The sequence below is a fragment of the Streptomyces sp. 11-1-2 genome (assembly GCF_003595545.1).
Taxonomy (GTDB): domain Bacteria; phylum Actinomycetota; class Actinomycetes; order Streptomycetales; family Streptomycetaceae; genus Streptomyces; species Streptomyces hygroscopicus_B.
Genome location: NZ_CP022545.1, coordinates 5,100,256 through 5,125,201, shown reverse-complemented (window position 1 = coordinate 5,125,201; position 24,946 = coordinate 5,100,256). Strand labels below are relative to the sequence as shown.

Below are 24,946 nucleotides of genomic sequence, written 5' to 3'. Positions count from 1 at the left end.
CGCTGGGGCCACCCCCACCCCGGAGACGGTGGGCGGCCTGATGGTGGCGTACGGCCGGGAGCGGCACGCTCTTCGGCATGACCACACGTACTTCCGACTCCGGCCCCCGCCGCCGGGCACTGCTCGCCGCCACCGCCCTCGCCGCCGTAGGCATGGGGATGGCGCAGCCGAAGGCGGTCGCCGCCCCGGCCGCGCGGCGGGTGCGGCTGACGCTGCCCGCGCCCACCGGGCCGTATCCCGTGGGCACCGTCTCCCACCGCCTCGTCGATCAGGACCGGCCCGATCCCTGGGTCGCCTCCCGGCCGTCGCGCGAACTGATGGTCAGCGTCCGCTATCCGGCCCGGGACGTCGAGCGGTATCCGCGCGCCACGCAACTGCTGCCGGGCGAGGCGGCCGGTTTCGACCGGCTGAACAACTTCGGGGGTGTACCGCAGGGGCGCGTCGACTGGGCGGCGACGCGCACCTGCGCGCACCAGGGGGCTCCGCCCGCGCGGGAGCGCCGGGGCGCCGCGCGCCCGGTGGTGCTCTACTCGCCCGGCGTCGGCGACCCCCGTTCGCTGGGCACCACGCTCACCGACGAGCTGGCCTCGCGCGGCTATGTCGTGATCTGTGTCGACCACACCTACGACGGGTCGGCGGTCGAGTTCCCGGATGGCCGGGTCGAGACCAGCAGGTTGCCGGAGGAGTACGTAAGGGCCAAGCAGGAGGGCACGGTCGTCGAACTGCTGCGGAAGACCTGTGCGGTGCGGGTGGCGGATCTTCGCTTCGTCCTCGACCGGCTGGAGGCGCTCGCCCCGATGCCGCTCGACCGGTCCGCCATCGGCGCGTTCGGGCAGTCGGCGGGCGGTTTCGCGGCCCTTCAGGCGATGCATGACGACCGGAGGATCGCGGCGGCCGCGAATCTGGACGGGGTGTTGGCCTATGTCGAGGAGGACCAGGACCCCGGCCCCCTCTCGACGGTCGCCGCGGACGGGGTGGACCGTCCCGTGCTGACCATGGGCAAGGACGGAAACGACCACCACACCGTGCCGTCGTGGGGTGCGCTGTGGGAGCACAGCTCCGGCTCGCGCCTCGATCTGACGCTGCTCGGTTCGGCCCATGCGACCTACACCGACGCCACGTCGATGCTGCCGCGGATCGCCGCGCGGCTCGGCCTGCCGGAGAAGGTGGTGACCGATGCGATCGGCACGGTCGCCCCGGAGCGGGCGGTGGCCGTCCAGCGCGCGTATGTCCCGGCGTTCTTCGACCGTGAGCTGCGCCACCGTGATGACGCGGGGCTGCTGGACGGGCCGTCGGCCCGCTACCCGGAGGTGCGATTCGCCGACTAGGCCCCCGGGGCCGGATCCGGGCCCCTGGTCCGGGCCCGGACCAGGCCGCGTGCCCCTAAAACAGTCCGAGCTGGGTGGTGAGCAAGGCGAGGACGACGACGAGCGACCAGCCGAGCAGCTGCTCCAACAGGTGATCCTGGTCGTCGGAGGGGCCTCCGGTGCGGGAGTGGAGGCCGGTGCGGCGCGCCGCGATGTCGGTCATGCGGGTGTCCTCTGTGCTCAGCGATGATCGTGATGAAAGTGATGAAACGGGTCATCACCGTTGCCCAGGGTGCGCGGAGCAGCCGCCAGGGGTAAAGGGGGAGTGGCCGAACTCACCCGAGGAGGACCACGGTGACCAGCGTCATTCCCAAGGGTCTGGGCGAGCAGATCCGCGCCCTGACCGGAGGCGAGGTGACCTCCCATGCGCTGGTCGAGCAGGCGCTCGAGCGCATCGCCGAGACCCAGCCCACCCTGAACGCCTTCCGTCGCATCCGCGCCGAGGCCGCCCTGCGCGAGGCCGCCGAGGCCGACCGGCGGCTGGCGGCGGGGGAGCGGCTGCCGCTCCTCGGGGTGCCGCTCGCGGTCAAGGACGATACGGATGTGGCGGGCGAGCCCACCGCGTTCGGCTGCCGCGGCGACTTCCCGGCCAAGGTCGAGGACGGCGAGGCGGTGCGACGGCTGAGGGCGGCCGGGGCCGTGATCGTCGGCAAGACCAACACCCCCGAGCTGGGCCAGTGGCCGTTCACCGAGGGCCCCGCCTTCGGCGACACCCGCAACCCCTGGAACCCGAAGTACACCCCCGGCGGCTCGTCCGGTGGCGCCGCGGCCGCCGTCGCCGCCGGTCTGGTCCCCGCCGCGCTCGGCTCCGACGGCGCGGGCTCGGTCCGTATCCCCGCCGCCTGGACGCACCTCATCGGCATCAAGCCCCAACGCGGCCGGATCTCCACCTGGCCGGACGCGGAGTCCTTCAACGGCATCACCTGCAACGGCCCGCTCGCCCGTACGGTCGCCGACACGGCGCTGCTGCTGGACGCCGTGAGCGGCAACCGCGAGGGGGATCTGCACTGCCCGGAGCCGGTGGATGTGCTGTCCGCGGTGGGCCGTGACCCGGGGCGGCTGCGGATCGCCCTCTCCTTCAAGACGGCCTTCACCGGTACGCCGAAGAAGCTGGACCCGGCCGTGCGGGCCTCGGTCGTCCGGCTCGCCGAGCGGCTGGCGGCCCTCGGCCATGAGGTCGTGGAGGCCGAGCCGCGATACGGGCTCGTGGGCTTCTCCTTTCTGCCGCGCGCCACGGCCGGGCTCTTCGAATGGTCCGGCCGCGTCCCCGATCCGCTGTTGCTCGACATCCGCACCCGCCACGCCGCCCGCAACGGCCGGCTGCTCGGCGGCGCCGCGCTGCGGTGGGCGCGGTCGTACGAGGAGCCGCTGCGGCGCCAGGTCGGGGCGATCTTCCGGCGCTTCGATGTCGTCCTCTCCCCGACGACGGCCACGCCCCCGCTGCGGATCGGCGCCATGGCCGCGCTGTCGGGGGGGCAGACCGATCGGGCCATGATCGCGGCGTGTCCGTACGCCTGGCCGTGGAACGTGCTGGGGTGGCCCGCGATGAACGTCCCCGCCGGGTTCGCCGACCCCGAGCGCACGCTGCCGCTGGGCGCCCAGTTCCTCGGCCCGGCCAACAGTGAGCCCGTGCTCATCTCGCTGGCGGCCCAGTTGGAGGCCGACCAGCGGTGGTACGAGCGCTGGCCGTCCGTCCAGCCGCCGGTGTGACGTTTTACGGCCGCCGGGCGCCGTAAGGCGTGAGCCGACTGGTCATCGTCCGTACTCGTACCGACGATGCCGGGAGGCGACATGAGCGGGGAGTTCTGGCGGACGATCCAGCTGGCCATGGAGAAGGACAACTGGACGGCCCGTCTTGTCGTAGTGAGCTGCGTGACGGCGGCGGTCGTGCTCGGCATCTGCGTGATCGGCGCTACCAGGTGATCAGGACCGGCGGCCGCGTGGCGTCGGCGTCGGGCTGGATGTCGTCGTGAGCCGTGTCTCATTTTCGCTGGTGCCCCAACTCGTCGGCCATGGGCGCCGGGGGGGGCGTCGGCCCCTGCTGCCGAGGGGTCCGCCGGGCCTCCGGCCCCGGCGGCTCTCCGGGAAGAAAATCCCAGGTCAGATGGGCATCTGCGGGGAGGGAGGGCGCGGTCGCGGTCCGTCGGCGGTGGGCGGAGCTCTGGCTAGACTTCCGCCACATGGTGACGACAGTGGCCGAAAAGAGACGGCGGCGGAGAAAGCAGACCGGGCAGATATTCGTCAACGCCTCCGGTGGGCGGCGCCAGCTTCTGGCGCTCGCGGCGCTGGCCGTCGGCTGCGCCTGCCTCGGTTATCTGCTGCTTCTCGGCACGGCCCTGTCCGGGGTGCTGTGGCAGGCCGACCAGGAGCCGCCCAGGACCGTCGAGCGGTCCACCACGGGCGGCACCACAGGCACTACGGGCCGCACCGGCACCACGGGCGGCACCATCGGCGGCGACCAGGCCGCCGGGCACTGGCCCAGCACCTACTCCTACGGCGCCGAGGTGACCGAGCCCCTTGCCGATGCCGAGCCGTCCAGGGGCGGCCCCTGGTGAGCCCCCGGCACGCACACCGCCGCGAGCCGCGTGGCCACTGGCTGTTGCTGATCATCGTCGTCTCGGCCGTCGCCGCCGCGCTGGTCTTCGAGGGCTGGACCACCCACGAGGTCGCGTCCCAGTCGATGCGCCGCCCCTGTACGAGCCCCATGCCGAGGGCCGCCGACACCGGGAAGCCGGTCGTACGCATCGGAGGCGGCGGCACGGTCGAGACGGCCGGGATGCCGGACCGCACCGTCGCCCTCACCTTCGACGGGGGCCCCGACCCCGTCTGGACCCCGCGCCTGCTGGACCTGCTGCGCAGCCACCACGCGCACGCCACCTTCTTCCTCTCCGGCGCGCAGGCGGTCCGCCACCCCGCGCTCGTCAAGCGGATCCGCGCCGAGGGGCATGAGATCGGCTCCGGCGCCTACACCGGATCCGACCTGGGCTCGGCTTCGTCCCCGCGCACCCGGCTGGAGCTGTCCCTCACCCAGACCGCGCTCGCGGGCACCGCCGGCATCAACACCAAACTCGTGCGGCTGCCGCTCACCACCCAGGCCGACACGATGTGCGGCGGTGAGTGGACGGCCGCCCGGCGCGCGGCCGATCAGGGCTACCTCCTGGTCGCGGCCGACCGGCCGCTGCGGAAGCCGGAGCGGGGCGTCGTCCGGCAGTACAGCCAGAACGACACCGGCTACGCCGAGGCGAACAAGCTCCTCCGGAACCGGAAGATCGAGAGGTTCGCCACGGTGTCCGAAGGGCTCGGCGGGCCCCCGGTCAACACTCCGGTGTCGATCGTCGGCCGCCTGCAGGGCGAGGCGCTGATCCGGGTCCAGGGCATCGGGCACATCTTCGTCCAGGCCATGACCTGGGTACTCGGCATCGCGGGCGCCCTGGCCCTGCTGCGGCTGGCACTGCTCGTCTTCTTCGCCCGGGCCCATGTGCGGCGCCTCCGGCGCCTCCGGCCCGGCGCGCCCTGGCTGCGCGAGGTGGACGAGCCGGTGACGGTGCTCATCCCCGCGTACAACGAAGAGGCGGGCATCGAGTCCACCGTCCGCTCACTTCTCGCCTCCACCCACTGGCAGCTCCAGATCATCGTGATCGACGACGGCTCGACGGACCGGACGGCGGACCTCGCCACCTGGATCGACGACCCCCGGGTGCTGGTGGTCCGCCAGCCCAACGCGGGCAAGGCCGCCGCCCTCAACACCGGCCTCGTCCACGCGCACCACGACATCGTGGTGATGGTCGACGCCGACACCGTCTTCGAACCGGACGCCATCCACCGCCTCGTCCAGCCCCTCGCCCATCCGGCCGTCGGCGCGGTCAGCGGCAACACCAAGGTCGGCAATCGCCGTCGGCTGCTGGGCAAGTGGCAGCACCTGGAGTACGTCTTCGGGTTCAACCTCGAACGCCGGATGTTCGAGGTGCTGGAGTGCATGCCGACCGTGCCCGGCGCGATCGGCGCCTTCCGGCGGGACGCGCTGATGGGCGTCGGAGGCGTCAGCGAGGCCACCCTCGCCGAGGACACCGACCTCACGATGGCCCTGTGGCGGGCCGGTTGGCGGGTGGTCTACGAGGAGACCGCCATCGCCTGGACCGAGGTCCCGACCTCCCTGGGCCAACTGTGGCGCCAGCGCTACCGCTGGTGCTACGGCACGCTCCAGTCCATGTGGAAGCACCGCCGCGCCCTCCGCGAGGTCGGCCAGGCCGGACGCTTCGCCCGCCGGGCGCTGCCCTATCTCTTCCTCTTCCAGGTCGCGCTGCCGCTGCTCGCCCCCATCGTGGACGTCTTCGCGCTGTACGGCGTGCTGTTCGCCGATCCCGTGGAGTCGATCGGGGTGTGGCTCGCCTTCCTCGTGGTGCAGCTGCTCGGCGCCGGATACGCGTTGCGGCTGGACAAGGAGCGGCTGACGGCGCTGTGGGCGATGCCCCTGCAGCTCTTCGTCTACCGGCAGTTGATGTATCTGGTGATCATCCAGTCCGTGGTTAGCGCGCTGTTCGGCACGCGGTTGCGGTGGCATCGCATCCACCGCTCCGGCTCGGCCGCGGACCGGCTGGCCGCCGGGTCCGCCGGGTCCGCCGAGCGTCTGTCATCCAACTGAGGAGGTGAGGGAGAACGATGTTCCACGACTGGCCGGGCAACGGCAACGGCAACGGCTACGAGTCCGGCTACGACGACGAGTACGACTCGGGCTACGGCGAGCCCGCGCCCCGCCGCCGGTGGCCCCGGCGGTTGCGGCGCACGGTGGTCGTCCTGTTCACGGTGGCCCTGGTGGGCGGCGCCTCCACCTACGGCTGGGCCTGGTCCAAGCTCAACACCGACGTCGACTTGGGCAAGGTCGAGCACCGCCCCCCGAAGGGCAAGGGCACCAACTACCTCGTCGTGGGCTCCGACAGCCGCGACGGGCTCTCCGGCCGGGACAAGAAGACCCTGCACACCGGCTCCGCCGAGGGCCGCCGCACCGACTCGATGATGGTGCTGCACACCGGCGCCCGTGGCGCGACGCTGATGAGCCTGCCGCGCGACTCCTGGGTGACCATCCCGCCGTACACCTACCCCATGACCGGTAAGCGCCCCGGGCCGTCGAAGAACAAGCTCAACGCCGCGTTCTCGGCGGGCGGTCCCGAGCTGCTGGTGCGGACCATCGAGCACAACACCGGCCTGCGGATCGACCACTACGCGGAGATCGGCTTCGCGGGCTTCGTGAACGTCGTCAACGCGGTCGGTGGCGTCCATCTCTGCCTCGACAAGCCCATCAAGGACAAGAAGTCGGGCGCCGACCTGAAGGCAGGGTGTCAGACCTTGGACGGCCGCCAGGCGCTGGCCTTCGTCCGCCAACGCCACCAGGAGGCCAAGGGAGACCTCGGCCGCAGCCAGAACCAGCAGAAGTTCCTGTCCGCGCTGGCAAAGCAGGCCGCACGCCCGAGCCAGGCCCTCGTCCCGTGGAAGGTCTTCCCGACCGTGGGCGCGGGCCTGGACACGCTCATCGTGGACAAGGGCATGGACCTGCGAACGCTCATGACCATGTTCAAGGCCATGCAGAGCGTCGCGGGCGACCATGGCCGTGGCCACGGCAACCGGCTGAACGTCCCCGTGACGGGGCATGGCCTCGCGACGTCCAAGGGCAGTGCGGTGCAGTGGGACGATGCGCGGGCGAAGTGGCTGTTCGGGCGGCTGCGGAACGATCAGCCGGTGGGCGCCCGCCGCGACTAGGGCCTGACCGGTGGGTCCACGTGACAGGCACCACGGAAACCCGGTAAGCGCACCCAGCCCGGCGTCGGCAGATCAGACCCACCATTCCGGAGCGCCGCGACCAGCGGACCCACCGCCAGAACCGCGGCAGCCGAGGAGGGCAGGCCGCGAAGTAGCGCGCACGCCAGGCGTCGCTGACGAAGCGGCCGACATCGGGCTGGGAACGGGCTGTTGTGGGCTCGGGCACGGCCACCTCCTGGGCAGTCGGTCTTTGTGATACGAACGCACCACAAAGGTGGTACGGCTGTATCATCAAAAATCGGAGACACGATCCGAGGAGCGGAGAGTCGAACCATGCCCAAGCGCGTGGATCACGCAGAGCGACGCACCGAGATCGCGCAGGGCCTCGTCCGGGCCGCCGGACGGCAAGGGCTGCACGCTGTGGGTATGCGGGACGTGGCGGCCGAGGCGGGCGTCTCACTGCGGCTGGTGCAGTACTACTTCGAGTCCAAGGAGAAGCTGCTCCTCTTCGGACTGCGGCATCTGGCCGACAGGTTCGGGGAACGGGTGACCGCCCAGGTCCACCCCGCCGGCGACAACCCCGGGCCACGGGCGGTGATCGAGGCACTGCTGACGGCGGCCCTACCAGTCGACGAGGAGAGCCGCCTGTTCCATCACCTCTACACCTCGTACGCCGTGCTGTCGGTCACCGACGAGGCCCTCGCGGCCCAGCCCTTCATCAAGGATCCCGACACCGCCGAGATCACCCTCACCGGGCTGCTGCAGCAGGCGGCGGACGCCGGACTGCTCCGGGCCGGCACGGACACCCATGCCGAAGCAGTCGGCTTGCTGGCCATGTCCGCGGGGCTCGGCACCAGCGTCCTGGTGGGCCAGCGCGACGCCGAGTCCGCCACGGCCGTCCTCCACTACCACCTGGACCGGATCTTCCGGCCCTGAAGCACGGACGCCGCCGCCCCGGGGCCAGGACACCCGCGAGGAATTCTCGCCTTGCCGGCCGTGCCACCCTGAGCCTCTGCTACGCCCACGAGACGTTGGCGGACGATGCCTGTGAAGTGGCCTCCACGTCATGTGAGTTGCGAGGCGTCCGAGGGCGGGAGGGGAGCGGCCCGCCGCAGGCGTCACGGTCCGTCGGGCCCTAGTTGTTGCTGGCGTAGGTGACGAACGCAGTCCAGGCGGTGGGGGTGACGGCGAGTTGGGGGCCGTTGGGGTTCTTGGAGTCGCGGATGTGGATGGTGTCGCGGGTGGGGGTGGTGGCGACCTCCACGCACGAGGGGCCGTCGCCTGTGCTGTAGCTGCTCTTGGTCCACGCCACCTCGATGCATTGCGGACCTTCGTTACTGCTGTAGCTGCTCTTGGTCCACTTCAGAGCGCCTCCGGCGGAGGGCTTGAGAGTCATGTCTCTCCCCGTAGTTTTTCGATGAAGGCCAGCGACTCCCGTGGGGTGAGCGCCTGCGCTCGGATAATTCCATATTGGATCTCCAGGGTCTGCACCTCGCGCGGGTCGGAGATGAGGCGAGTGAACCGCTGCACCTCCAAGTGCCCCACTGTGGTACCTCCCTTCAGCTTCAGCAGCTGGAGTTGGCCGCCCATGCCCGCGTGGTCGTCGCGCTCTGTCGGCATCACTTGGATCTCGACGTTTCGCAACTTCCCCAATTCGAGCAGGTGTTCAAGCTGCCTCCGCTGCACCATTTTGCCGCCGATGGGTCGGCGCAGCGTCACCTCTTCTTGGACAAAGCTGAAGATCGGCGCAGGCTGCTTCGTGAAGATCTCCTGACGGGCCATTCGGGCTTCCACCCGCTGTTCGATCACGTCGTCTGAGAGCAGCGGCCGTCGCATCGTGAACAGCGCGCGCGTATGTTCCTCCGTCTGCAGCAGGCCGTCCATGTTGTGATTGCCGTAGGCGCCCAGCTCAACTGCCTCGGCCTCCAACTTCGCAAGATCCCGTACCGTCTTGGGGTATCGCGCCTCCGCAACGTCCTTCTTCATCGCGGCGATCTTGCCGTCGGCCCCCAACACCCGATCCGCGTTGTCCAGGAACTCCGGGCTGGGGATGCGTCGGGCCCGTTCGACGGCCGAAACCTGCTCCTCCCCGTAACCGATCGCCGTCCCCAACTCCGCCTGCTTCAGCCCGGCCGCTTCCCGCCACAACTTGATCTGACGGCCGACCGTCCTCAGGACCGCGCCGCTCTCCTCATCCTCCATACGGGACCACCTCCCACCCGGCGCCGCCGGACAGGCCCGGACCAGGGCCGGACAGTCACTGCCCGTATCGGCGTCGCTACTTTTCAGCCTAATGACGCGCGGCCACTCTGAGTGACGTGAGCCAACAAATCACTCGAACCGACACTTCCGTTTCGCCCTTCACCGTCCTGCTCTCGGCCACCCGCAAGGGCGCCCGCCTGGCACGACTCCTCGGGACGGAACGCATCCGCTCATGGGGCCTGCCGCATGAGACGGCGGCGTTGATCATCGCCGAGCTGGCCGCGAACGCCGCGCTGCACGGCCGCGTCCCGGGACGGAACTTCCGGCTGACACTCACCGTCACCGGCTCCACCCTCCGTATCGAGGTGCGGGACCCCCGGGTCGAACGGCTGCCGACCGTTCGCCCGGCCCCCGAGCCCGAGGCGCCGCGCGAGTGCGGGCACGGGCTGCTGCTGGTCGATGAGTTGGCCGACCGGTGGGGCGTCGTGCCCGAGTTGATCGGCAAGACGGTGTGGGCGGAGATCGGTCCCGGTGATCTGAGCGGGGCCTGATCGGCTCGGCTGAGTGCGGCTTTCGTCTCGCGCCTTCGGTGCAATTGAGCAGCGGGCAGGGGAGCGGGGGCGCGGGGCGCGCCGCCGACTGCCGGGCCGGTGGGGCAGAGGGCCGGTGGCGGCTCCCGTTGTCCGGGGCCAAGGTGGACGCCGGACAGCAGGGGGTTGGGGTACCCCTCTCGAAATTGCTTGATGTATTAGTTGCGCCATATCAAGCATTTTTCGAAGGGGTACCCCAACCCCCCCCTTGCCGCCCGCAGTCCGGAGGGACCCCGGCCCCCGAACACGAAAGCCGCCACCGGCGCCCACACCCGCAGCCCCGCCGCCCGGCGGCGAACCCGCGCCTCCCACTCCCCGCCCCGCTGCTCAATTGCGCCGAAGGCGCGAGACGAAACCCGCACGTTTTCGCGACTCCCCGCTGAGATCGGGACCCACGGGGTGTCCGGCAGGGACGGGAGCGGCCTGCCGCAGGCGTCACGGTCCGTCGGCCCCTCCTAGGCGGGCGGCCAGTTGCGCAGCGCCATGTCGGCCACCTGCTGCAGCTCCTCCTGCGTGGCGCCGCTGGCCGCTTGGACGGCCATGCCGTTCGCCACGGTCATGAGGTAGCGGGCGAGCACTCCGGGATCGGTGTCGGGTGGCAGGTCGCCTTCGTCGACGGCCTGCCGGAATCGGTCGCGGAGGTGGGCCGTGCCCTCGTTGCGCCAGGCGATGAGGGCGTCGCGGGCGTTGCGTCCGGGGTCGCCGGCGGCGAGGGAGCCCTGGACGCCGAGGCATCCGGCCGGGCAGCCGGGGCGGGTGTTGGCCCGGACGGAGCCGCCCAGGAACGCGGTGGCCACCTGCCGGGCGGTCGGTTCCCGCATGGCCCGCTCCGCGTACGCGGCGGGGCCCTCGGTGTAGCGCTCCAGGGCCTTGCGGAACAGGTCCTCCTTGTTGCCGAAGGCCGCGTACATGCTGGTGCGGGTGATGCCCATGGCGCTGGTCAGGTCGGTGAGGCTGGCGCCTTCGTAGCCCTGCTCCCAGAAGACCCGCATGGCGCGTTCGAGGGCCTCGTCGGCGTTGAAGCCCCTCGGTCGGCCGATCGGTGCCTTCTGCCGCGCGTTCATGGCATGGAGCATACCTCTTCAGTACCGGTCGGTGCAGAAGTGCGCTACGCTCACTTTCAGTACCGAGCGGTACTGAAATTTATGGAGGTCATTGTCATGGGACAGCTTGAGGGCAAGACCGCCGTCATCACCGGCGGCGGCACCGGGATCGGCCGGGCCACCGCGGTACGGCTGGCGGCCGAGGGCGCGCACGTGTTCATCACCGGTCGGCGGAAGGCCGAGCTGGACGCGGTCGTCGAGGCCATCGGCCCGGCGGGGGCCACCGCCGTGGCGGGTGACGTCACGAACCTGGCCGACCTGGACCGGCTCTACGACGCGGTCCGCGCCCGGGGCCGGGGCCTGGACGTGGTCTTCGCGAACGCGGCGACCGCCGCGTTCGCGACACTGGAGGAGGTCACCGAGGAGCACCTCGACCGGACCTTCGCCGTCAATGTGCGGGGCACGCTGTTCACCGTGCAGAAGGCGCTGCCGCTGCTCAACGACGGCGCCTCGGTGATCCTGAACGCTTCCACCGCCGCCGACAACGGCACGGAGGCGTTCGGCGCGTACGCGGCGTCCAAGGCCGCGATCCGGTCCTTCGCGCGGACCTGGGCCAACGAACTCAAGGGCCGCGGCGTCCGGGTCAACGCGGTCTCGCCGGGCCCGATCGACACTCCGGGGATCACGGACCTCTTCGGCGAGGAGAACGCGGCCGACGCCAGGGGGCACCTCGCCACGACCGCCGCGATCGGCCGGATGGGACGCCCCGAGGAGGTCGCCGCGCTCGTGGCGTTCCTCGCCTCCGAGCAGAGCGGCTTCATCCTCGGCGCCAACTTCTACGTCGACGGAGGCGAGAACCAGATCTGACCCGGGCGCACCCGGCCACGTGTGTATGCGGCATCGGACCTCCTTGTATGAGGCCCATCTCTTGGAGGCCCGGCGGTGGGGGCACCCCCGTCCCCAACTGCCCGCCGCCGCTGCTCAATTGCGCCGAAGGCGCGAAACGAAACCCGCACCCGACAGGCGGCCGATGCGGAGCTGGGCAGCTGGACAGGCGTCCTCAGGGCGCCAGGATGTCCAGCTCCCGCAGGGCCCCCACCGTGATCTCCCGCGTGTAGCGCTCCGCCGTCTCCGCGTCGCTCGCGCGGACCGCTTCGGCCACGCGGACGTGGAGGGTGACCGCCTCCGGGTCGGGGTCGGTGAACATGACGCGGTGCTGGGTCCGGCCGGTCAGGACCTCGGCGACGACGTCGCCCAGGCGGGCGAACATCTCGTTGCCCGAGGCGCGCAGGATCACGCGGTGGAAGGCGACGTCGTGGATCAGGTACGCGGGCAACTGCTGGCCGCGTGAGGTGGCGACCATGTTGAGCGCGTGCTCGGTGAGCTCGGCGCACTGCTCCGGCGTGGCGTGCTCGGCGGCCAGCGCGGCGGCGGCTGGTTCGATGGCCGAGCGCAGGGCGGTGAGGGAGCGGAGCTGGCGGGGGCGGTCGGGGCCGGCCAGGCGCCAGCGGATGATCTGGGGGTCGAAGACGTCCCACTCCTCGGCGGGGCGCACCGTCACCCCGACCCGGCGGCGGGACTCCACCAGGTGCATGGACTCCAGGACCCGCACCGCCTCCCGGACGACCGTCCGCGAGACGTCGTAGCGCCGCTCCAGCTCATCGGTGCGCAGAACGGTGCCCGGCGGATAGTCGCCCCCCGTGATCGCGGGGCCGAGGGACTCCAGGAGCCGGTCGTGCAGCCCTTGGGGCCTGGGCCTCTGACCACGGCCCTGGGGCCCCTGTTCGTCCATGCGCTCAGCCTACGCGGCCACCCACCCATCAAATAAGTATGACTTTTAAGTCACGGACCCTTGAATACGTCGTATCTGTGGGGTTGAGTGTCCCCGGCGCCGAGGTCGAAGAAGACAGCGAGGTTTCACACAATGCACGCCCCCCAGGTTGTCGTGGTCATGGGAGTGTCCGGAACGGGCAAGACCACGGTCGGCCCCCTGCTGGCGGAGGAGCTCGGCGTCCCGTACGCCGAGGCCGACGACTTCCACCCACCGGCCAACATCGCCAAGATGTCGGCCGGGACCCCGCTGGACGACGACGACCGACGCCCCTGGCTGGACGCCATAGGCGCCTGGGCCCACGACCACGCCGCGGGCGGTGGCGTGGTGAGCTGCTCCGCGCTCAAGCGGAAGTACCGCGATCGGCTGCGGTCCGCCGCGCCCGGCATCGTCTTCCTCCAGCTGACCGGCGACCGCGAGCTGATCGCCGAGCGGATGAAGGAGCGCAAGGGCCACTTCTTCTCCGGGGAGCTGCTCGACTCCCAGCTCGCCACGCTCGAACCGCTGCAGCCGGACGAGTACGGCGTCGCCGTGGATGTCGGCCCGGAACCCGAGCTCATCACCGAGCGGGCCGCCGCCGAACTGCGGCGGCTCGAACACCAGTAACGCAGGTTAGGAAATCCCCGTGACCAGACTCAGCGTCGAGATGCTGGCAGCGGACACCGTCGACCCGATCACGTCGGCCGGTCACGCACAGCTCGGCATAGCCGTCCTCGTCGGCATAGCCGTTCTCGTCCTCCTCATCACCCAGACCAAGTTGCACGCGTTTTTGTCGCTGACGATCGGCTCACTGGCGCTCGGCGCCGTCGCGGGAGCCCCGCTCGACAAGGTCATCACCAGCTTCTCGGCCGGCCTCGGGTCGACCGTCGCGGGCGTCGGCGTGCTGATCGCCCTCGGCGCGATCCTCGGCAAGCTGCTCGCCGACTCCGGGGGCGCCGACCAGATCGTCGACACGATCCTCGCCAAGGCGAGCAACCGGACGATGCCCTGGGCGATGGTGCTGATCGCGGGGATCATCGGGCTGCCGCTCTTCTTCGAGGTCGGCATGGTGCTGATGATCCCGGTGGTGCTGCTGGTCGCCAAGCGCGGCAACTTCTCCCTGATGCGGATCGGCATCCCGGCGCTCGCGGGCCTGTCCGTGATGCACGGCCTGGTGCCGCCGCACCCCGGCCCGCTCGCCGCGATCGACGCGGTCCACGCCGACCTGGGGATCACCCTGGCGCTGGGCGTCCTCATCGCCGTGCCCACCGCCATCATCGCGGGCCCCGTCTTCTCGCGGGTCGCCGACCGCTGGGTGAAGGTCACCCCGCCGGACCGGCTGATCCCCACGCGGCCGTCGGAGGAGCTGGAGCGGCGTCCCGGGTTCGGCGTCACCGTGCTCACCGTGCTGCTCCCGGTCGTGCTGATGCTGATCAAGGCGCTCGTCGACATCGTGGTGGACGACCCGGAGAACACCGTCCAGCGGGTCGCCGACGTCATCGGCGCTCCCCTGATCGCGCTGCTGGCGGCGGTGATCGTGGGCATGTTCACCCTCGGCCGGGCCGCGGGCTTCACCCGGGACCGGATCTCCTCCACCGTGGAGCACTCGCTCGCGCCGATCGCCGGAATGCTGCTGATCGTCGCCGCGGGCGGCGGTTTCAAGCAGACGCTGATCGACATCGGCGTCGGCAAGATGATCATGGACATCTCGCAGGACTGGAACGTCTCCGCGCTGCTGCTCGCCTGGCTGATCGCGGTCGCCATCCGCCTCGCAACCGGCTCGGCGACGGTGGCCACGATCTCGGCCGCCGGGCTGATGACCCCGCTGGCCGCGGATATGTCGAGCACCCATGTGGCGCTGCTGGTGCTGTCCATCGGCGCCGGGTCGCTCTTCTTCAGCCATGTCAACGACGCGGGATTCTGGCTGGTCAAGGAGTACTTCGGGATGAGCGTGGGGCAGACGGTGCGGACCTGGTCGGTGATGGAGTCGATCATCTCCGTCGTCGGGCTCGTCTTCGTCCTGCTGCTGTCCCTGGTGCTTTAGCGCCGTATCGAGTGCGAATGGCCGTTCCGGGATCGAGTGCGAGTGACCGTTTCGAGTGCGAGTGAACGTTCTCGCTCGCGAGCACAGGTAGGAGTACGCACGTCATGACGACACATCCGCTCTTCGACATCGCGGACCGCACCGCGCTGGTCACCGGCTCCAGCCGGGGCATCGGCCACGCCCTCGCGCGCGGTCTGGTCGAGGCCGGCTGCACGGTGGTGCTCAACGGGCGCGATCCGCACGCCCTCGAGAAGGCCGCCGCCGAGCTCGGCGGCGCCGACGCGGGGGTGCACACCGCCGCGTTCGACGTCACCGACGGCCCGGCCGTGGCCGCCGGTATCGCCGATGTGGAGGAGCGGGTGGGCCCGCTCGACATCCTGGTCAACAACGCCGGGATGCAGAACCGGGCGCCGCTGCTGGAGTTCACCGACGACGCCTGGCGGCAGATCCTGGACACCAACCTCACCAGCGCCTTCCTGGTGGGCCGGGAGACCGCCCGGCGGATGACCACACGCGGCCACGGCAAGATCGTCAACATCTGCTCACTGCAGAGCGAGGTGGTCCGCCCCGGAATCGCCCCGTACTCGGCGACCAAGGGCGCGCTGAAGATGCTCACCAAGGGCATGTGCGCGGACTGGGGCCGGTACGGGATCCAGGTCAACGGGCTCGGCCCCGGCTATATCGAGACCGAGCTGACCCGGCCGCTGGTCGAGGACGAGGAGTTCAGCGCCTGGGTGCGCGGACGGACCCCGGCCGGGCGCTGGGGCCGCACCGAGGACCTGGTCGGCGCGCTGCTCTATCTCGCCTCCCCCGCCGCGGACTTCGTGAGCGGACAGATCCTGTACGTCGACGGCGGCATGACGAGCGTGCTCTGAGCCCTGGCGGGCTCTGAACCCTGAAATCATATGAGGAGGCTGGGCGGATGGTGCTGGGCTGTGTGATCCACGGACAGGGTGATCTGCGGATCGAGGAACTCCCCGAGCCGGAACCGGCGCCAGGGCAGGCGCTCGTGGCGATCCGGTACGGCGGGATCTGCGGGTCGGATCTCCACTACCACCGGCACGGTGGGGTGGGCGACTTCCGGCTCCAGGAGCCGATGGTGCTCGGGCACGAGGTCGTCGGCACGGTCGTGGCGTACGGCGAGGGCGCGACCGGACCCGCGATCGGCACCCCGGTCGCCGTCCACCCGGCCACGCCGTGCGGGGTGTGCCCGGAGTGCTCCGACGGCCGCGCCAACGTCTGCCGCGACACCCGCTATCTGGGCAGCGCCGCGCGCACCCCGCATGTCCAGGGCGGCTTCGCCTCCCAGATCGCCGTCCCGGCGGCGCAGCTCCGGGTCCTCCCCGAGGGGCTGGAGCCGCGCCGGGCCGCGCTCGCCGAACCGCTGGCCGTGGCGCTGCACGCGGTGCGGCGGGCGGGCGCGGTGAAGGGCCGCCATGTGCTGGTCACGGGCGCCGGTCCGATCGGCTGTCTGACCGTCGCGGCGGCCCGCGCGGCGGGCGCGGCGACCATCACGGCGACCGATCTGCTGCCCCGCGCCCTGGAGTTCGCGGCGGCGGCCGGGGCGACGGCCTGCGTACGGGCCGACGATCCGGACGACCCGAACTGGCCCTCGGACGAGATGGACGTCGCGATCGAGGCGTCGGGCGTTGCGGCTGGGCTCGACACCTGTTTGCGCCGGGTGCGGCGCGGGGGTGTGGTGGTGCAGCTCGGCATGCTGCCGCCCGGGCAGAGCCCGTTCGCCGGAAACCTGCTGGTCGCCCGGGAGATCGAGCTGCGCGGCGCGCTCCGCTTCCACACCGAGTTCGACGACGCGTTGCGGCTGTTGGCGGCCGAGCCGTCGTTCGACGCGCTGATCAGCGGGGTGCGGCCGGCGCGGGAGGCGGTGGAGGCGTTCGGCCAGGCCGCCGACCGCGGCCAGTCGTGCAAGGTGCTGCTGGACTTCGCCGACTGATCGCGCGGGTTCCGCTGGGTGCGGGTGTGTGGGTGGTGCGGGGTCCGCTGGGTGCGGGTGCGGGTGCGGGTGCGGGTGCGGGTGCGTTGGTGCGGGTTGTGCGTGGTGCGCCTGCTGTTTGTGGTGGGTGGCGGGGGGTGGGGCCTCCGGTGCGGCGCCCTGGACCGCATATTTACGGCGCCGGTGCCCGGGGGCGTGGGGTGGGCCGGGGATTGGCGCCACAAATATGCGAAAGCGTCCAGGACACCACCCCTGCGACCGCACCCCCTCCCGCCGTCCCGCGGCTACCCGCCGGTGACCCAGGGCGTCCGTCCGGCTCACGTTCAGCCCGGGGGCCGTGAATTCAGCCCCTCCGGCGTTTGAGGAGCGGGGTCCGGGGCGGAGCCCCGGCGGGGGCGAGGGGCGGAGCCCCATCCCGCGCGGCGGAGCCGCATATTGATGCTGTGGGAAGGGGCGGGGTGGGGGCTGTCCGCCGGAGGCGCCCACGGTCCGCACTCGGTATTCGGCCCTGGGGCCGGGTGTTGGGTGGGTGCGGCCCTTCTCGTCTCGTCGGCGGCTCCCCACCGGTGGCACGAGCCGCTTGCCGCCGTGAGGCGGTTGACATGACGCTGGGGCCGCCGAGGGCTACCCGCCAGCGGCGGAGGTGAGCGCGGACCTGTTGCAGGACTGCGAGGCGCGCTTCGAGGCGAACCGCCCCGGCTAGGGGGATCCCTAATTGTGACGTCCGGCACCATGGCAGGTCTGGACCAGTCGTGGCACTCTACCGGCGACCAAGCGTCAGACAACGTTGTCCGACGCTCTCGGGCACCTCCAACGGACTTGGAGCTCACCGCATGAGACGTGTCGCCACCTTATTCAGCGCCCTCACTCTCGCCACCCTCGGCTGGACCGCCGGAACCGCCGCCCACGCGGCCCCCTCCGCCGAGGGAGCCGGAACCTCCGTCTCCGCCGAGGAGCAGCGCGCCGCCGCCCGTTTCTGGACGACGGACCGGCTGCGCGCCGCCCAGGACGTCACCGCCCTGCCCGCCGCCCGCACCGCGAAACTCGCGACCGCCCCGCCCACGACGGGCGAGCGGGTGAGTGTGCCCCCGCTGCCGGGTCCTGCCGCGTCCACCTCCGCGCCCTCGACCCGGGCCACCTCCCCCACCGCCTGGACCGGCGGCGGCCTGATCAGCACCACGGCGGGCAAGGTCTTCTTCCAGAACGACTCCGGCGGCACCTTCGCCTGCTCGGCCACCGTCGCCAACAGCGACAACCGGTCCGTCGTGCTCACCGCCGGCCACTGCGTCGTGGACGCGGCCACCGGCACGGGCTACCGCAACTGGGTCTTCATCCCGGGCTACAACAACGGCAACCGCCCCTACGGCACCTTCTCCGCCCGCAGCCTCTTCTGGGAGCCCCAGTACGTCTCCACGCGGGGCAACGCCAACTGGGACTACGCCTTCGCCGTCATGAACACGTTGAACGGCCGCACCCTGGCCGACACCGTGGGCGCGCAGGGCATCGCTTTCAACTCGCAGACCGGCCGCCATGTCCACTCCTTCGGCTATGGAGGCTCCGCCGCCGAGGGCAACGGCGAGCGGCTGAACCACTGCGAGGGCAATGAGTTCGCCGACGCGGGCCGCCCCGGCTCCACGATGTGGGGCATCGACTGCGTCCAGACCGGAGGGTCCAGCGGCGGCGGTTTCCTCGCCGACTTCTCGGGCGGCGGGGGCTATCTGATCGGCAACATCAGCGTCAGCGCCGGTGCGAACGAATACCACCCGACGCTGGGCAACGAGGCCCTCGACCTCTACCGGCGGGCGGGCGCCGCCTAGGCTCGCCGCCCACCTTGTACGGCCCGCCCCCTCCGTCCCCGACCAGGAGGAGGGGGCGGGGCACTCGCCGCCGGGCGCCCTGGAGCCGCGGCGCACAATGAGCGCATGACCAGGAGCGACGCACGACCGGACCCGGCCACCGCCCACGCCTGGACCGCCCTCGGCGGCGACCCGGCGCTGCTGGGGAACGTGGCCTACCGCGCGGTGAGCGGGGGACTGCCCGCCCGGCTGCCCGTGGCCGAGCTGGCCCGCGCCACCGTGGGCGTCTGCTCGCTGGCCGCCGCCGAACTGGGCGCGCGGCGCTCCGGCGGGGCCGTTCCGGCGATACGGGTCGACGAGGGCGCCGTGGCCACCGCGTTCGTCAGCGAACGGCATCTTCGTATCGACGGCCGGAAGCCCACCAACTTCGCCCCGCTGTCCGGCTTTTGGCGCGCGTCCGATGGCTGGGTCCGTACGCACGCCAACTACCCGCACCACCGCGCCCGGCTGCTCACCGCCCTCGGCCTGTCCGGCGACAGCGGGCCGGACGAACTCGCGGCGGCGCTCGCGGCCCGCCCCGCCCGGGCGATCCAGGAGACCGTCTACGCGGCGGGCGGGCTGGCCGTGGCCGTGGCGGAGCCCGGCGACAGCGAGATTCCGCTCGCCGGGCTGCCGTTGATCGAGTCCCGGCGGATTGGGGAGGGCGCCCCGCGCCCGCTCCTGGGCCCGGTCCCGTTCCCGGAGGCGCCCCTGCCTGCCCGCGGGGCCCCGTCCGGCAGCGTTGTGCTGCCCGCGCGCGGCGTGCGCGTGCTCGATCTGACCCGGGTCATCGCCGGGCCGGTGGCCACCCGCACCCTGGCCCTGCTGGGCGCCGATGTGCTGCGCCTCGACTCCCCGGGGCTGCCCGAGGACCCGGACGCACACGCCGACACCGGCTTCGGTAAGCGCTCCACCGCACTCGACCTCGGCGCGCCCGAGGACCGTCGGACCTTCGAGGCGCTGCTTGCCGACGCCGATGTGGTGGTCACCGGCTACCGCCCTGGTGCGCTCGACCGCTTCGGCCTCGCCCCGGACGCCCTGCTGGAGCGCCACCCCGGGCTGATCGTCGCCCAGCTGTGCGCATGGGGCTGGTCGGGGCCCTGGGGCGGGCGGCGCGGTTTCGACAGTCTGGTCCAGGCGGCGACCGGGATCGCCGCGATCGAGGCGCACGCCGACGCCGACGGTCATCCCGGTGTGCTGCCCGCCCAGGCGCTTGATCACGGCACTGGTTATCTGCTGGCGGCGGGGGTGCTGCGGGGGCTGACGGAGCGGCAGGAGGTGGGTGGCGGGCGCCATCTGCGGCTTTCGCTCGCGGGCACGGCGTCCTGGCTCTTGCACGGCATCGCTCCCGTGCCCCGGGACGGCGGTCCCGCCCATGACCCCGTGCCCTGGCTGGCCGAGACCGCCTCCGGCCAGGGAGTTTTGCGCTACGCCCGCTCCCCGGTCGCTACCCCGGACGGCCCACTGGACTGGGCCCGCTCACCCGGTCGCCTGGGCGCCGACGCCCCACGCTGGCTCTGAGCTCGGCCTGGGGCGGATTTTTCCCCTCCCCGCCCCTTCCCGAAACCGGGGCTCCGCCCCGGACCCCGCTCCTCAAACGCCGGAGGGGCTGGATTGGCTCCCTGTCACGCGGCGGAGCCGCATATCGGTGCTGCGGGAAGGGGCGGGAAGGGGGCAGTCCGCCGCACGCGTCTCCACCCGCAGGGCGCCCCCTGATGCCCTCCGGGCAAATTGGGTTGCCGCCGGGCCCTCCCCTGACGCGTAGTGGTGTCCCACACGACTCAGGAAAGGGGTGCCGATGAGCGCGAGCGCGATGCATGCCGACGAACGGCCCATCGATGTGGCTCTCGTACGGCGGCTGCTCGCCGCGCAGTTCCCCCGGTGGGCGGAGTTGCCCATCGAGCGGTTCGCCTCGTCGGGCACCGTCAATGCCCTGTTCCGGCTCGGCGGCGACCTCGCCGTACGGCTGCCGCGGATCGCGGGTGGGGCCGGGGACGTGGAGCGGGAGCACCACTGGCTGCCGCGGCTCGCCCCCGCGTTGCCGGTTCCCATTCCCGCGGTGCTCGGCAAGGGCGTGGCGGGGGACGGTTTCCCCTGGCCGTGGACGGTCCATCGGTGGCTCGACGGGGAGAATCCGCAGGAGGGGCGCGTCGCAAGGCCCGGACGGCTCGCTGCCGATCTCGCGGAGTTCATCGTCGCCCTGCGCCGGATCGAGCCCGCGGACGGGCCGCCCGCCTACCGGGGCGGACCGCTGCGGGAGGTCGACGAGGAGACCCGGACCGCGATCGGCCTCCTGCACGGCACGATCGACACCGGGGCGGCTACCGCGGCGTGGGAGGAGGCGCTGGCGGCGCCCGGGTGGGACGGGCCGCCGGTGTGGGTGCACTCCGATCTGATGCCGGGCAATCTGCTGGTCGCGGACGGGCGGCTGAGCGCCGTCATCGACTTCGGGACCGCCGGGGTGGGCGACCCGGCCTGCGATCTGATCCCGGTCTGGAATCTGCTCCCGGCGACACCAATCCGACGATGGCGGCCAACGCACGCCATGTGATCCATGAGGTGCTGTCGGCAATGTCAGCGACGAGCAGGGCTCCCCTCGCCGCCGAAACCGGCGAGGGGAGCCTCTGAGAGTACGTCGAGCCCTTACAGCCGGACCGTGGTCAGCGAGCGCTTGATCACCGGGGTGAGCTTCTGTTCGACGAAGCGGTAGAGCAGCCAGGCGAGGCCCAGCATCACCAGTACGGTCAGGGCGAACGTCCCGTAGGAGGGGATGCCCAGCTTCTGGTGGAGGACCCAGACGACGACCCAGCCCAGATGCTCATGGACCAGGTAGAACGGGTAGGTCAGGGCGCCCGCCACGGTCAGCCAGCGCCAGTTCGCCCAGTTCAGCTTGCCGAGCGCGATCAGTGTCACCGCCACATAGCCGAAGGCGACCACGCCGATGATGGCGGCGGCCGAGCGGTAGGAGAACGCGTCGATGTTGGCCGGGTGCCACAGATCGCGGATCGCGTAGTGCTGGCCGATCAGGAAGCTGATCCCGATGATGCCCCAGGACAGGGCGTCGTGGCCGAAGCGGTGGAGCAGATAGATGCCCATGCCGCCGATGAAGTACGAGGAGTACTCCGGCATCAGGACGACGTCCAGCAGTGGCAGGTTCGCGGCCTCGGCGAACGCCGAGCCCAGCGTCCAGACGGCGCAGAAGAGCACCACTCGATGCCGGGTCGCGCCCGGCAGCACCACGAACAGCGCGAAGAGGGCGTAGAACCGCAGCTCGGCCCAGAGGGTCCAGCACACGCCCAGCACCCGGTCCACCCCGAGCGGCTGCTGCAGCATGGTGAGGTTGACCAGCGCGTCGCTGGGCGACACCGCCTTGTAGGTGACCCAGGGGAGCGCGAAGACGGCGGTCACCAGGATGATCGCGACCCAGTAGGCGGGATAGAGGCGGGAGACGCGCGAGGCGAAGAACGAGCGCAGCGGCCGTCCCCATCCGCTCATGCAGATGACGAAGCCGCTGATGACGAAGAAGATCTGGACGCCCAGACAGCCGTAGGCGAAGGTGCTGGAGAGGGTGGGGAACTGGACGCGGGGCGAGGAGCCCCACGCCTGGGCTATCTCACCGTCGCGCCCGCCGTAGTGGTACGCGGCCACCATGAGCGCGGCGAGCAGACGCAGCCCGTCCAGCGCCCGCAGCCGCACCGGATGGCCGCCGCCGCGCGCGGCCGCCTTCGCGGTGCGCTCGGCGGATCGCTCCAGAGCGAGATCGGGGGCACGCGGCGGCGTCGGCGTGGGAGCCGTCGCCGCCGCGGTGGATATCGGCCCGGCGTCGGGAGCGGGCGGCGCGCTCATCCGGTGACCGTCCGCTTGAGGGCGGCCCGCTTGATGGCCCGGGCCCGGCGGGCGACCTTGCGCACCGTCTCATTGCGCGGGATGAAGGCGAGCTGCGAGGGGACCGCCCCGGGCAGGGCGAGCGCGGTCAGCCGGCGCTTCTTGAAGTAGCGCCAGGTCTGGTTGTCCAGGTGGGCGGCCAGATAGCGCTCGGTGGCGGGCCGCAGATCCGGGTAGATCTTGGCCTGCATGCAGAAGCCGACCGCGGTGATCAGTCCGGCCAGCCGCTTGCCCGCCCGCTCGTCGACCGGCTGCGCGGCGGCCACCGCCTTGTGGTTCTCGAGGTCGGGCAGCAGCGCGTCCACGATCGTCACCGGCATGCGGTTGCTGTTCTGGTACGGGGTGAGCCGCTCCAGCAGCGTATCGGTGCCGATCCGGGCCACCGGAAGTCCGTAGAAGACGTCGGCGGTGAGCAGCGCGGTGGAGAAGCAGCCGATGACCAGGGCCGGACTCATCCGCTGGTACAGCACCTCGGCCAGGACCGGGGTGTCCATGACGGTCAGCTCCGCGCCCAGCTCCGCGGCCTTCTTCTCCAGCATCCGCGACCAGCGGGCCGGGGCGGTGGGGTGCGGCTTGAAGACGACGGTGTGGTGGCCCAGCGCCACGGCGCCGCGCAACATCCGCACATGCAGCTCTTCCTCCTCCTGCGGAGTGAGGATGTCCAGCGCGGACAGATACTGCCCGAGCATCAGCGCCGGACCGTTGCCGACGGCGATCCGCTCGCTGGCGGAGACGACACCGCGCGGGGCGGCGTCGGCGATCTCGGTGAGCACCTTGGTGAACACCTCGGTCGGCAGGATCTCCGGTTCGACGCCGAACTCGGTCAGCAGCAGCGGCCGCAGCCCGGGCACCAGGTCCAGGTGGAGCAGCCGGCGGATCCGGGTGCCGATCAGCGGGTCCAGCTTGTTGCGGGTCGGGCCGTAGCTCATCAGGCCGTCCGCGTAGACGTCGATGGGCGCGCCCTGGAAGACATTGGCGACCGCCATCGCCGGGTTGACCTGGATGGACTCCAGGATCAGCTCGATGTTGTCGTCGCCGAGGTTCCACAGCAGCCGCAGATGGCGCTCCCACAGCGGGGCGTCGTCCACGCGCGGGGCCCAGCCGCCGGGGTGGAACGGCGAGATCGTCTCGTTCCAGGACAGCACCCGGTCGAAGCGGCCGCGCAGCCGCTCGAAGCCGGGCATCTCGTCGACCGGCGGGGTGGTCTCCGGCGTCGCGGCGTTGTTGCTGATCAGCAGCAGCCGGCGGTCGGCCGGGCCGACGCTGTCCGCGTCGATCGCGGCCGCGAGGGTCGCCGCCCCATAGAGGGTCGAGGCGAGGAAGATCTGGGTGCGCTTGCGCTCCGCCAGCGGCTTGTAGGCGGACATCAGGCCGCCACCTCCGCCCCGGCGGGCCGGCGCTTGACTCGCCGCAGGCGTGCGGCGCGCTCGTAGTCCATGGAATCCAGTGCGTCCTTCAATACGTCCTGGGGCATGCGTTTCATCGCCGCCGCCGACATGGATCGGAGTTTGCGGGCCACTTGTGGTTCGAATCTCTCGATGTTGCCCAGGTGGTGGGAAATGATCGCGCAGTAAGTGCGGACGGCCTTCGGCAGCAGGGCGTCGGCGTCGCGGTCCCGCGCGGTTTCCTCGATGACCTGGTCGAATGCGCGAATGAAGTCGAGCTGCCGCACATCCCCGATCTGGGTGAGCGAGGAGGAGACCCCTCGCCGGTAGAACACTCCGTGCACGCCGAGGACGGCGAAGCTGCGGGCCTCGCGGTGCAGCCGCCAGATCCAGGGCCGGTCCTCGGCGGTGCGCAGCCCGTGGGTGAAGTGCAGCAGCCCCTCGTCGGCCAGGCGGCGGTGGTACATGCCCGCCCAGGCATAGGGGTAGTCGACGGAGGTGGAGCGGTCGGCCGGGAGGATCGCGTCCCGCGGGTTCATCACCACATTGCGACGGCCGTGCGGCACCCGGGTGATCGAGCGGGCTCGGGCGGTGCACTGGACATGGTCGGTGCGGACGAAGTCGCACCCCAAGTCCTCGATCGCCGCGAGCATTTGCTCGTAGTAGCCGGGGGCGAGCCAGTCGTCGCCGTCGAGGAAGGTGATGTACTCGCCGGTGGAGTTGTCCAGGCCGGTGTTCCGGGCGGTGGCCAGCCCACCGTTCTTCTCGTGCCGCACGTAGACGGCCCCCGGAAGGTCGCGTTCGGCGCGCTCCAGGATCTCCGGCGTCCCGTCGGTGGCACAGTCGTCGACGAGAATGAATTCGAAGTCCTCACGCGCGTTCGCGCGCAGACTTCTGAGCGTGTCGGGGGCATAGGTCTGCACGTTGTAGAACGGCACGATGACGGAGAGCTTAACCACGCGGGTGACGCTAGGTCGCTGTTCGGCATTCGTCTTGACCTAGGGTGTACGTAGAGGTGAACGAAACACGTCGGAACGGTTAACCCGCCGCTCCAGCCAGCCGATTCTCCAATCGTCG

General features: G+C 71.3%; 23 protein-coding genes and 1 pseudogene. 16 read left to right on the top strand and 8 right to left on the bottom strand.

What is annotated here, in order from left to right:
• Positions 1-77: 77 nt before the first annotated feature.
• Positions 78-1,328: a hydrolase gene (locus CGL27_RS21410; RefSeq protein WP_119989353.1), complete on the top strand. Its 1,251-nt coding sequence runs from the start codon at positions 78-80 to the stop codon at positions 1,326-1,328.
• 55 nt (positions 1,329-1,383) lie between these two features.
• Here the strand turns inward: CGL27_RS21410 and CGL27_RS21405 are convergent, their stop codons facing one another.
• Positions 1,384-1,530 (bottom strand): SCO1431 family membrane protein, encoded by a 147-nt coding sequence (locus CGL27_RS21405; protein ID WP_107439079.1) that lies wholly within the window; start codon positions 1,528-1,530, stop codon positions 1,384-1,386.
• 131 nt (positions 1,531-1,661) lie between these two features.
• Here CGL27_RS21405 and CGL27_RS21400 point away from each other — a divergent pair, with 131 nt between their 5' ends.
• From CGL27_RS21400 to CGL27_RS21380, 6 genes are all read left to right on the top strand, one after another.
• Positions 1,662-3,077: an amidase gene (locus tag CGL27_RS21400; RefSeq protein ID WP_078641966.1), complete on the top strand. Its 1,416-nt coding sequence runs from the start codon at positions 1,662-1,664 to the stop codon at positions 3,075-3,077.
• An 81-nt stretch (positions 3,078-3,158) separates the two neighbouring features.
• A complete protein-coding gene (locus tag CGL27_RS53185; RefSeq protein ID WP_276147871.1) occupies positions 3,159-3,290 on the top strand; it encodes a hypothetical protein in 132 nt (43 codons plus the stop codon).
• A 257-nt stretch (positions 3,291-3,547) separates the two neighbouring features.
• The gene (locus tag CGL27_RS21395) at positions 3,548-3,922 is read left to right on the top strand and encodes a hypothetical protein (RefSeq protein WP_162953035.1); all 375 of its coding nucleotides are present in this window, start codon (positions 3,548-3,550) and stop codon (positions 3,920-3,922) included.
• Entirely contained in the window at positions 3,919-6,009 is a 2,091-nt protein-coding gene (locus CGL27_RS21390; protein WP_119989350.1) for a bifunctional polysaccharide deacetylase/glycosyltransferase family 2 protein, read from the top strand. The genes CGL27_RS21395 and CGL27_RS21390 overlap by 4 nt, the downstream gene beginning before the upstream one ends.
• A gap of 17 nt (positions 6,010-6,026) precedes the next feature.
• A complete protein-coding gene (locus CGL27_RS21385) occupies positions 6,027-7,121 on the top strand; it encodes an LCP family protein (protein WP_119989348.1) in 1,095 nt (364 codons plus the stop codon).
• 333 nt (positions 7,122-7,454) lie between these two features.
• Complete coding sequence (locus CGL27_RS21380; RefSeq protein WP_119989347.1) at positions 7,455-8,057, top strand: TetR/AcrR family transcriptional regulator; 603 nt, start codon at positions 7,455-7,457, stop codon at positions 8,055-8,057.
• A 199-nt stretch (positions 8,058-8,256) separates the two neighbouring features.
• On the opposite strand, the gene CGL27_RS21375 is transcribed toward CGL27_RS21380, so the two are convergent.
• Together CGL27_RS21375 and CGL27_RS21370 are read right to left on the bottom strand one after the other, a co-directional pair.
• A complete protein-coding gene (locus tag CGL27_RS21375) occupies positions 8,257-8,517 on the bottom strand; it encodes a DUF397 domain-containing protein (protein ID WP_119989345.1) in 261 nt (86 codons plus the stop codon).
• Positions 8,514-9,323 (bottom strand): helix-turn-helix transcriptional regulator, encoded by an 810-nt coding sequence (locus tag CGL27_RS21370; RefSeq protein WP_119989343.1) that lies wholly within the window; start codon positions 9,321-9,323, stop codon positions 8,514-8,516. Before CGL27_RS21370 ends, CGL27_RS21375 begins: the two co-directional genes overlap by 4 nt.
• 116 nt (positions 9,324-9,439) lie before the next feature.
• Between CGL27_RS21370 and CGL27_RS21365 the strand changes: the two genes are divergently transcribed.
• Entirely contained in the window at positions 9,440-9,874 is a 435-nt protein-coding gene (locus CGL27_RS21365) for an ATP-binding protein (RefSeq protein WP_119989341.1), read from the top strand.
• A 494-nt stretch (positions 9,875-10,368) separates the two neighbouring features.
• On the opposite strand, the gene CGL27_RS21360 is transcribed toward CGL27_RS21365, so the two are convergent.
• Entirely contained in the window at positions 10,369-10,977 is a 609-nt protein-coding gene (locus CGL27_RS21360) for a TetR/AcrR family transcriptional regulator (protein ID WP_119994481.1), read from the bottom strand.
• A 96-nt stretch (positions 10,978-11,073) separates the two neighbouring features.
• On the opposite strand from CGL27_RS21360, the gene CGL27_RS21355 reads away from it, so the two are divergent.
• Positions 11,074-11,823, top strand: coding sequence for an SDR family oxidoreductase (locus CGL27_RS21355; protein WP_078641960.1), 750 nt, complete (start codon positions 11,074-11,076; stop codon positions 11,821-11,823).
• 193 nt (positions 11,824-12,016) lie between these two features.
• Here CGL27_RS21355 and CGL27_RS21350 read toward each other — a convergent pair whose 3' ends face one another.
• Positions 12,017-12,748, bottom strand: coding sequence for an FCD domain-containing protein (locus tag CGL27_RS21350; protein ID WP_119989338.1), 732 nt, complete (start codon positions 12,746-12,748; stop codon positions 12,017-12,019).
• 132 nt (positions 12,749-12,880) lie between these two features.
• Between CGL27_RS21350 and CGL27_RS21345 the strand changes: the two genes are divergently transcribed.
• The 7 genes and pseudogenes from CGL27_RS21345 (at position 12,881) to CGL27_RS21310 (ending at position 21,227) form a co-directional block, all read left to right on the top strand.
• Positions 12,881-13,393, top strand: coding sequence for a gluconokinase (locus CGL27_RS21345; RefSeq protein WP_119989336.1), 513 nt, complete (start codon positions 12,881-12,883; stop codon positions 13,391-13,393).
• A 19-nt stretch (positions 13,394-13,412) separates the two neighbouring features.
• Positions 13,413-14,810, top strand: a complete 1,398-nt coding sequence (locus CGL27_RS21340) for a gluconate:H+ symporter (RefSeq protein WP_078641957.1) — start codon at positions 13,413-13,415, stop codon at positions 14,808-14,810.
• 104 nt (positions 14,811-14,914) lie between these two features.
• Entirely contained in the window at positions 14,915-15,685 is a 771-nt protein-coding gene (locus CGL27_RS21335) for a glucose 1-dehydrogenase (RefSeq protein ID WP_119989334.1), read from the top strand.
• Positions 15,686-15,732: 47 nt separating this feature from the next.
• Complete coding sequence (locus CGL27_RS21330; protein ID WP_119989332.1) at positions 15,733-16,764, top strand: L-idonate 5-dehydrogenase; 1,032 nt, start codon at positions 15,733-15,735, stop codon at positions 16,762-16,764.
• Positions 16,765-17,597: 833 nt separating this feature from the next.
• On the top strand, positions 17,598-18,581 hold the full coding sequence (locus CGL27_RS21320; protein ID WP_119989328.1) for a hypothetical protein: 984 nt from the start codon (positions 17,598-17,600) through the stop codon (positions 18,579-18,581).
• A 105-nt stretch (positions 18,582-18,686) separates the two neighbouring features.
• A complete protein-coding gene (locus tag CGL27_RS21315) occupies positions 18,687-20,120 on the top strand; it encodes a CoA transferase (RefSeq protein WP_119989327.1) in 1,434 nt (477 codons plus the stop codon).
• Between the two features lie 277 nt (positions 20,121-20,397).
• Positions 20,398-21,227 (top strand): annotated as a pseudogene (locus CGL27_RS21310) (aminoglycoside phosphotransferase family protein).
• 15 nt (positions 21,228-21,242) lie between these two features.
• On the opposite strand, the gene CGL27_RS21305 reads toward CGL27_RS21310, so the two are convergent.
• The 3 genes from CGL27_RS21305 to CGL27_RS21295 are packed head-to-tail and all read right to left on the bottom strand — an operon-like array spanning position 21,243 to position 24,828.
• Entirely contained in the window at positions 21,243-22,445 is a 1,203-nt protein-coding gene (locus tag CGL27_RS21305; protein WP_119989325.1) for an acyltransferase, read from the bottom strand.
• Positions 22,442-23,851 carry a polysialyltransferase family glycosyltransferase gene (locus tag CGL27_RS21300; RefSeq protein WP_119989323.1) on the bottom strand — a complete coding sequence of 470 codons (1,410 nt, stop codon included), beginning with the start codon at positions 23,849-23,851 and terminating at the stop codon, positions 22,442-22,444. The genes CGL27_RS21305 and CGL27_RS21300 overlap by 4 nt, the downstream gene beginning before the upstream one ends.
• Positions 23,851-24,828, bottom strand: coding sequence for a glycosyltransferase family 2 protein (locus tag CGL27_RS21295; RefSeq protein WP_078641949.1), 978 nt, complete (start codon positions 24,826-24,828; stop codon positions 23,851-23,853). The genes CGL27_RS21300 and CGL27_RS21295 overlap by 1 nt, the downstream gene beginning before the upstream one ends.
• Positions 24,829-24,946 lie beyond the last annotated feature (118 nt).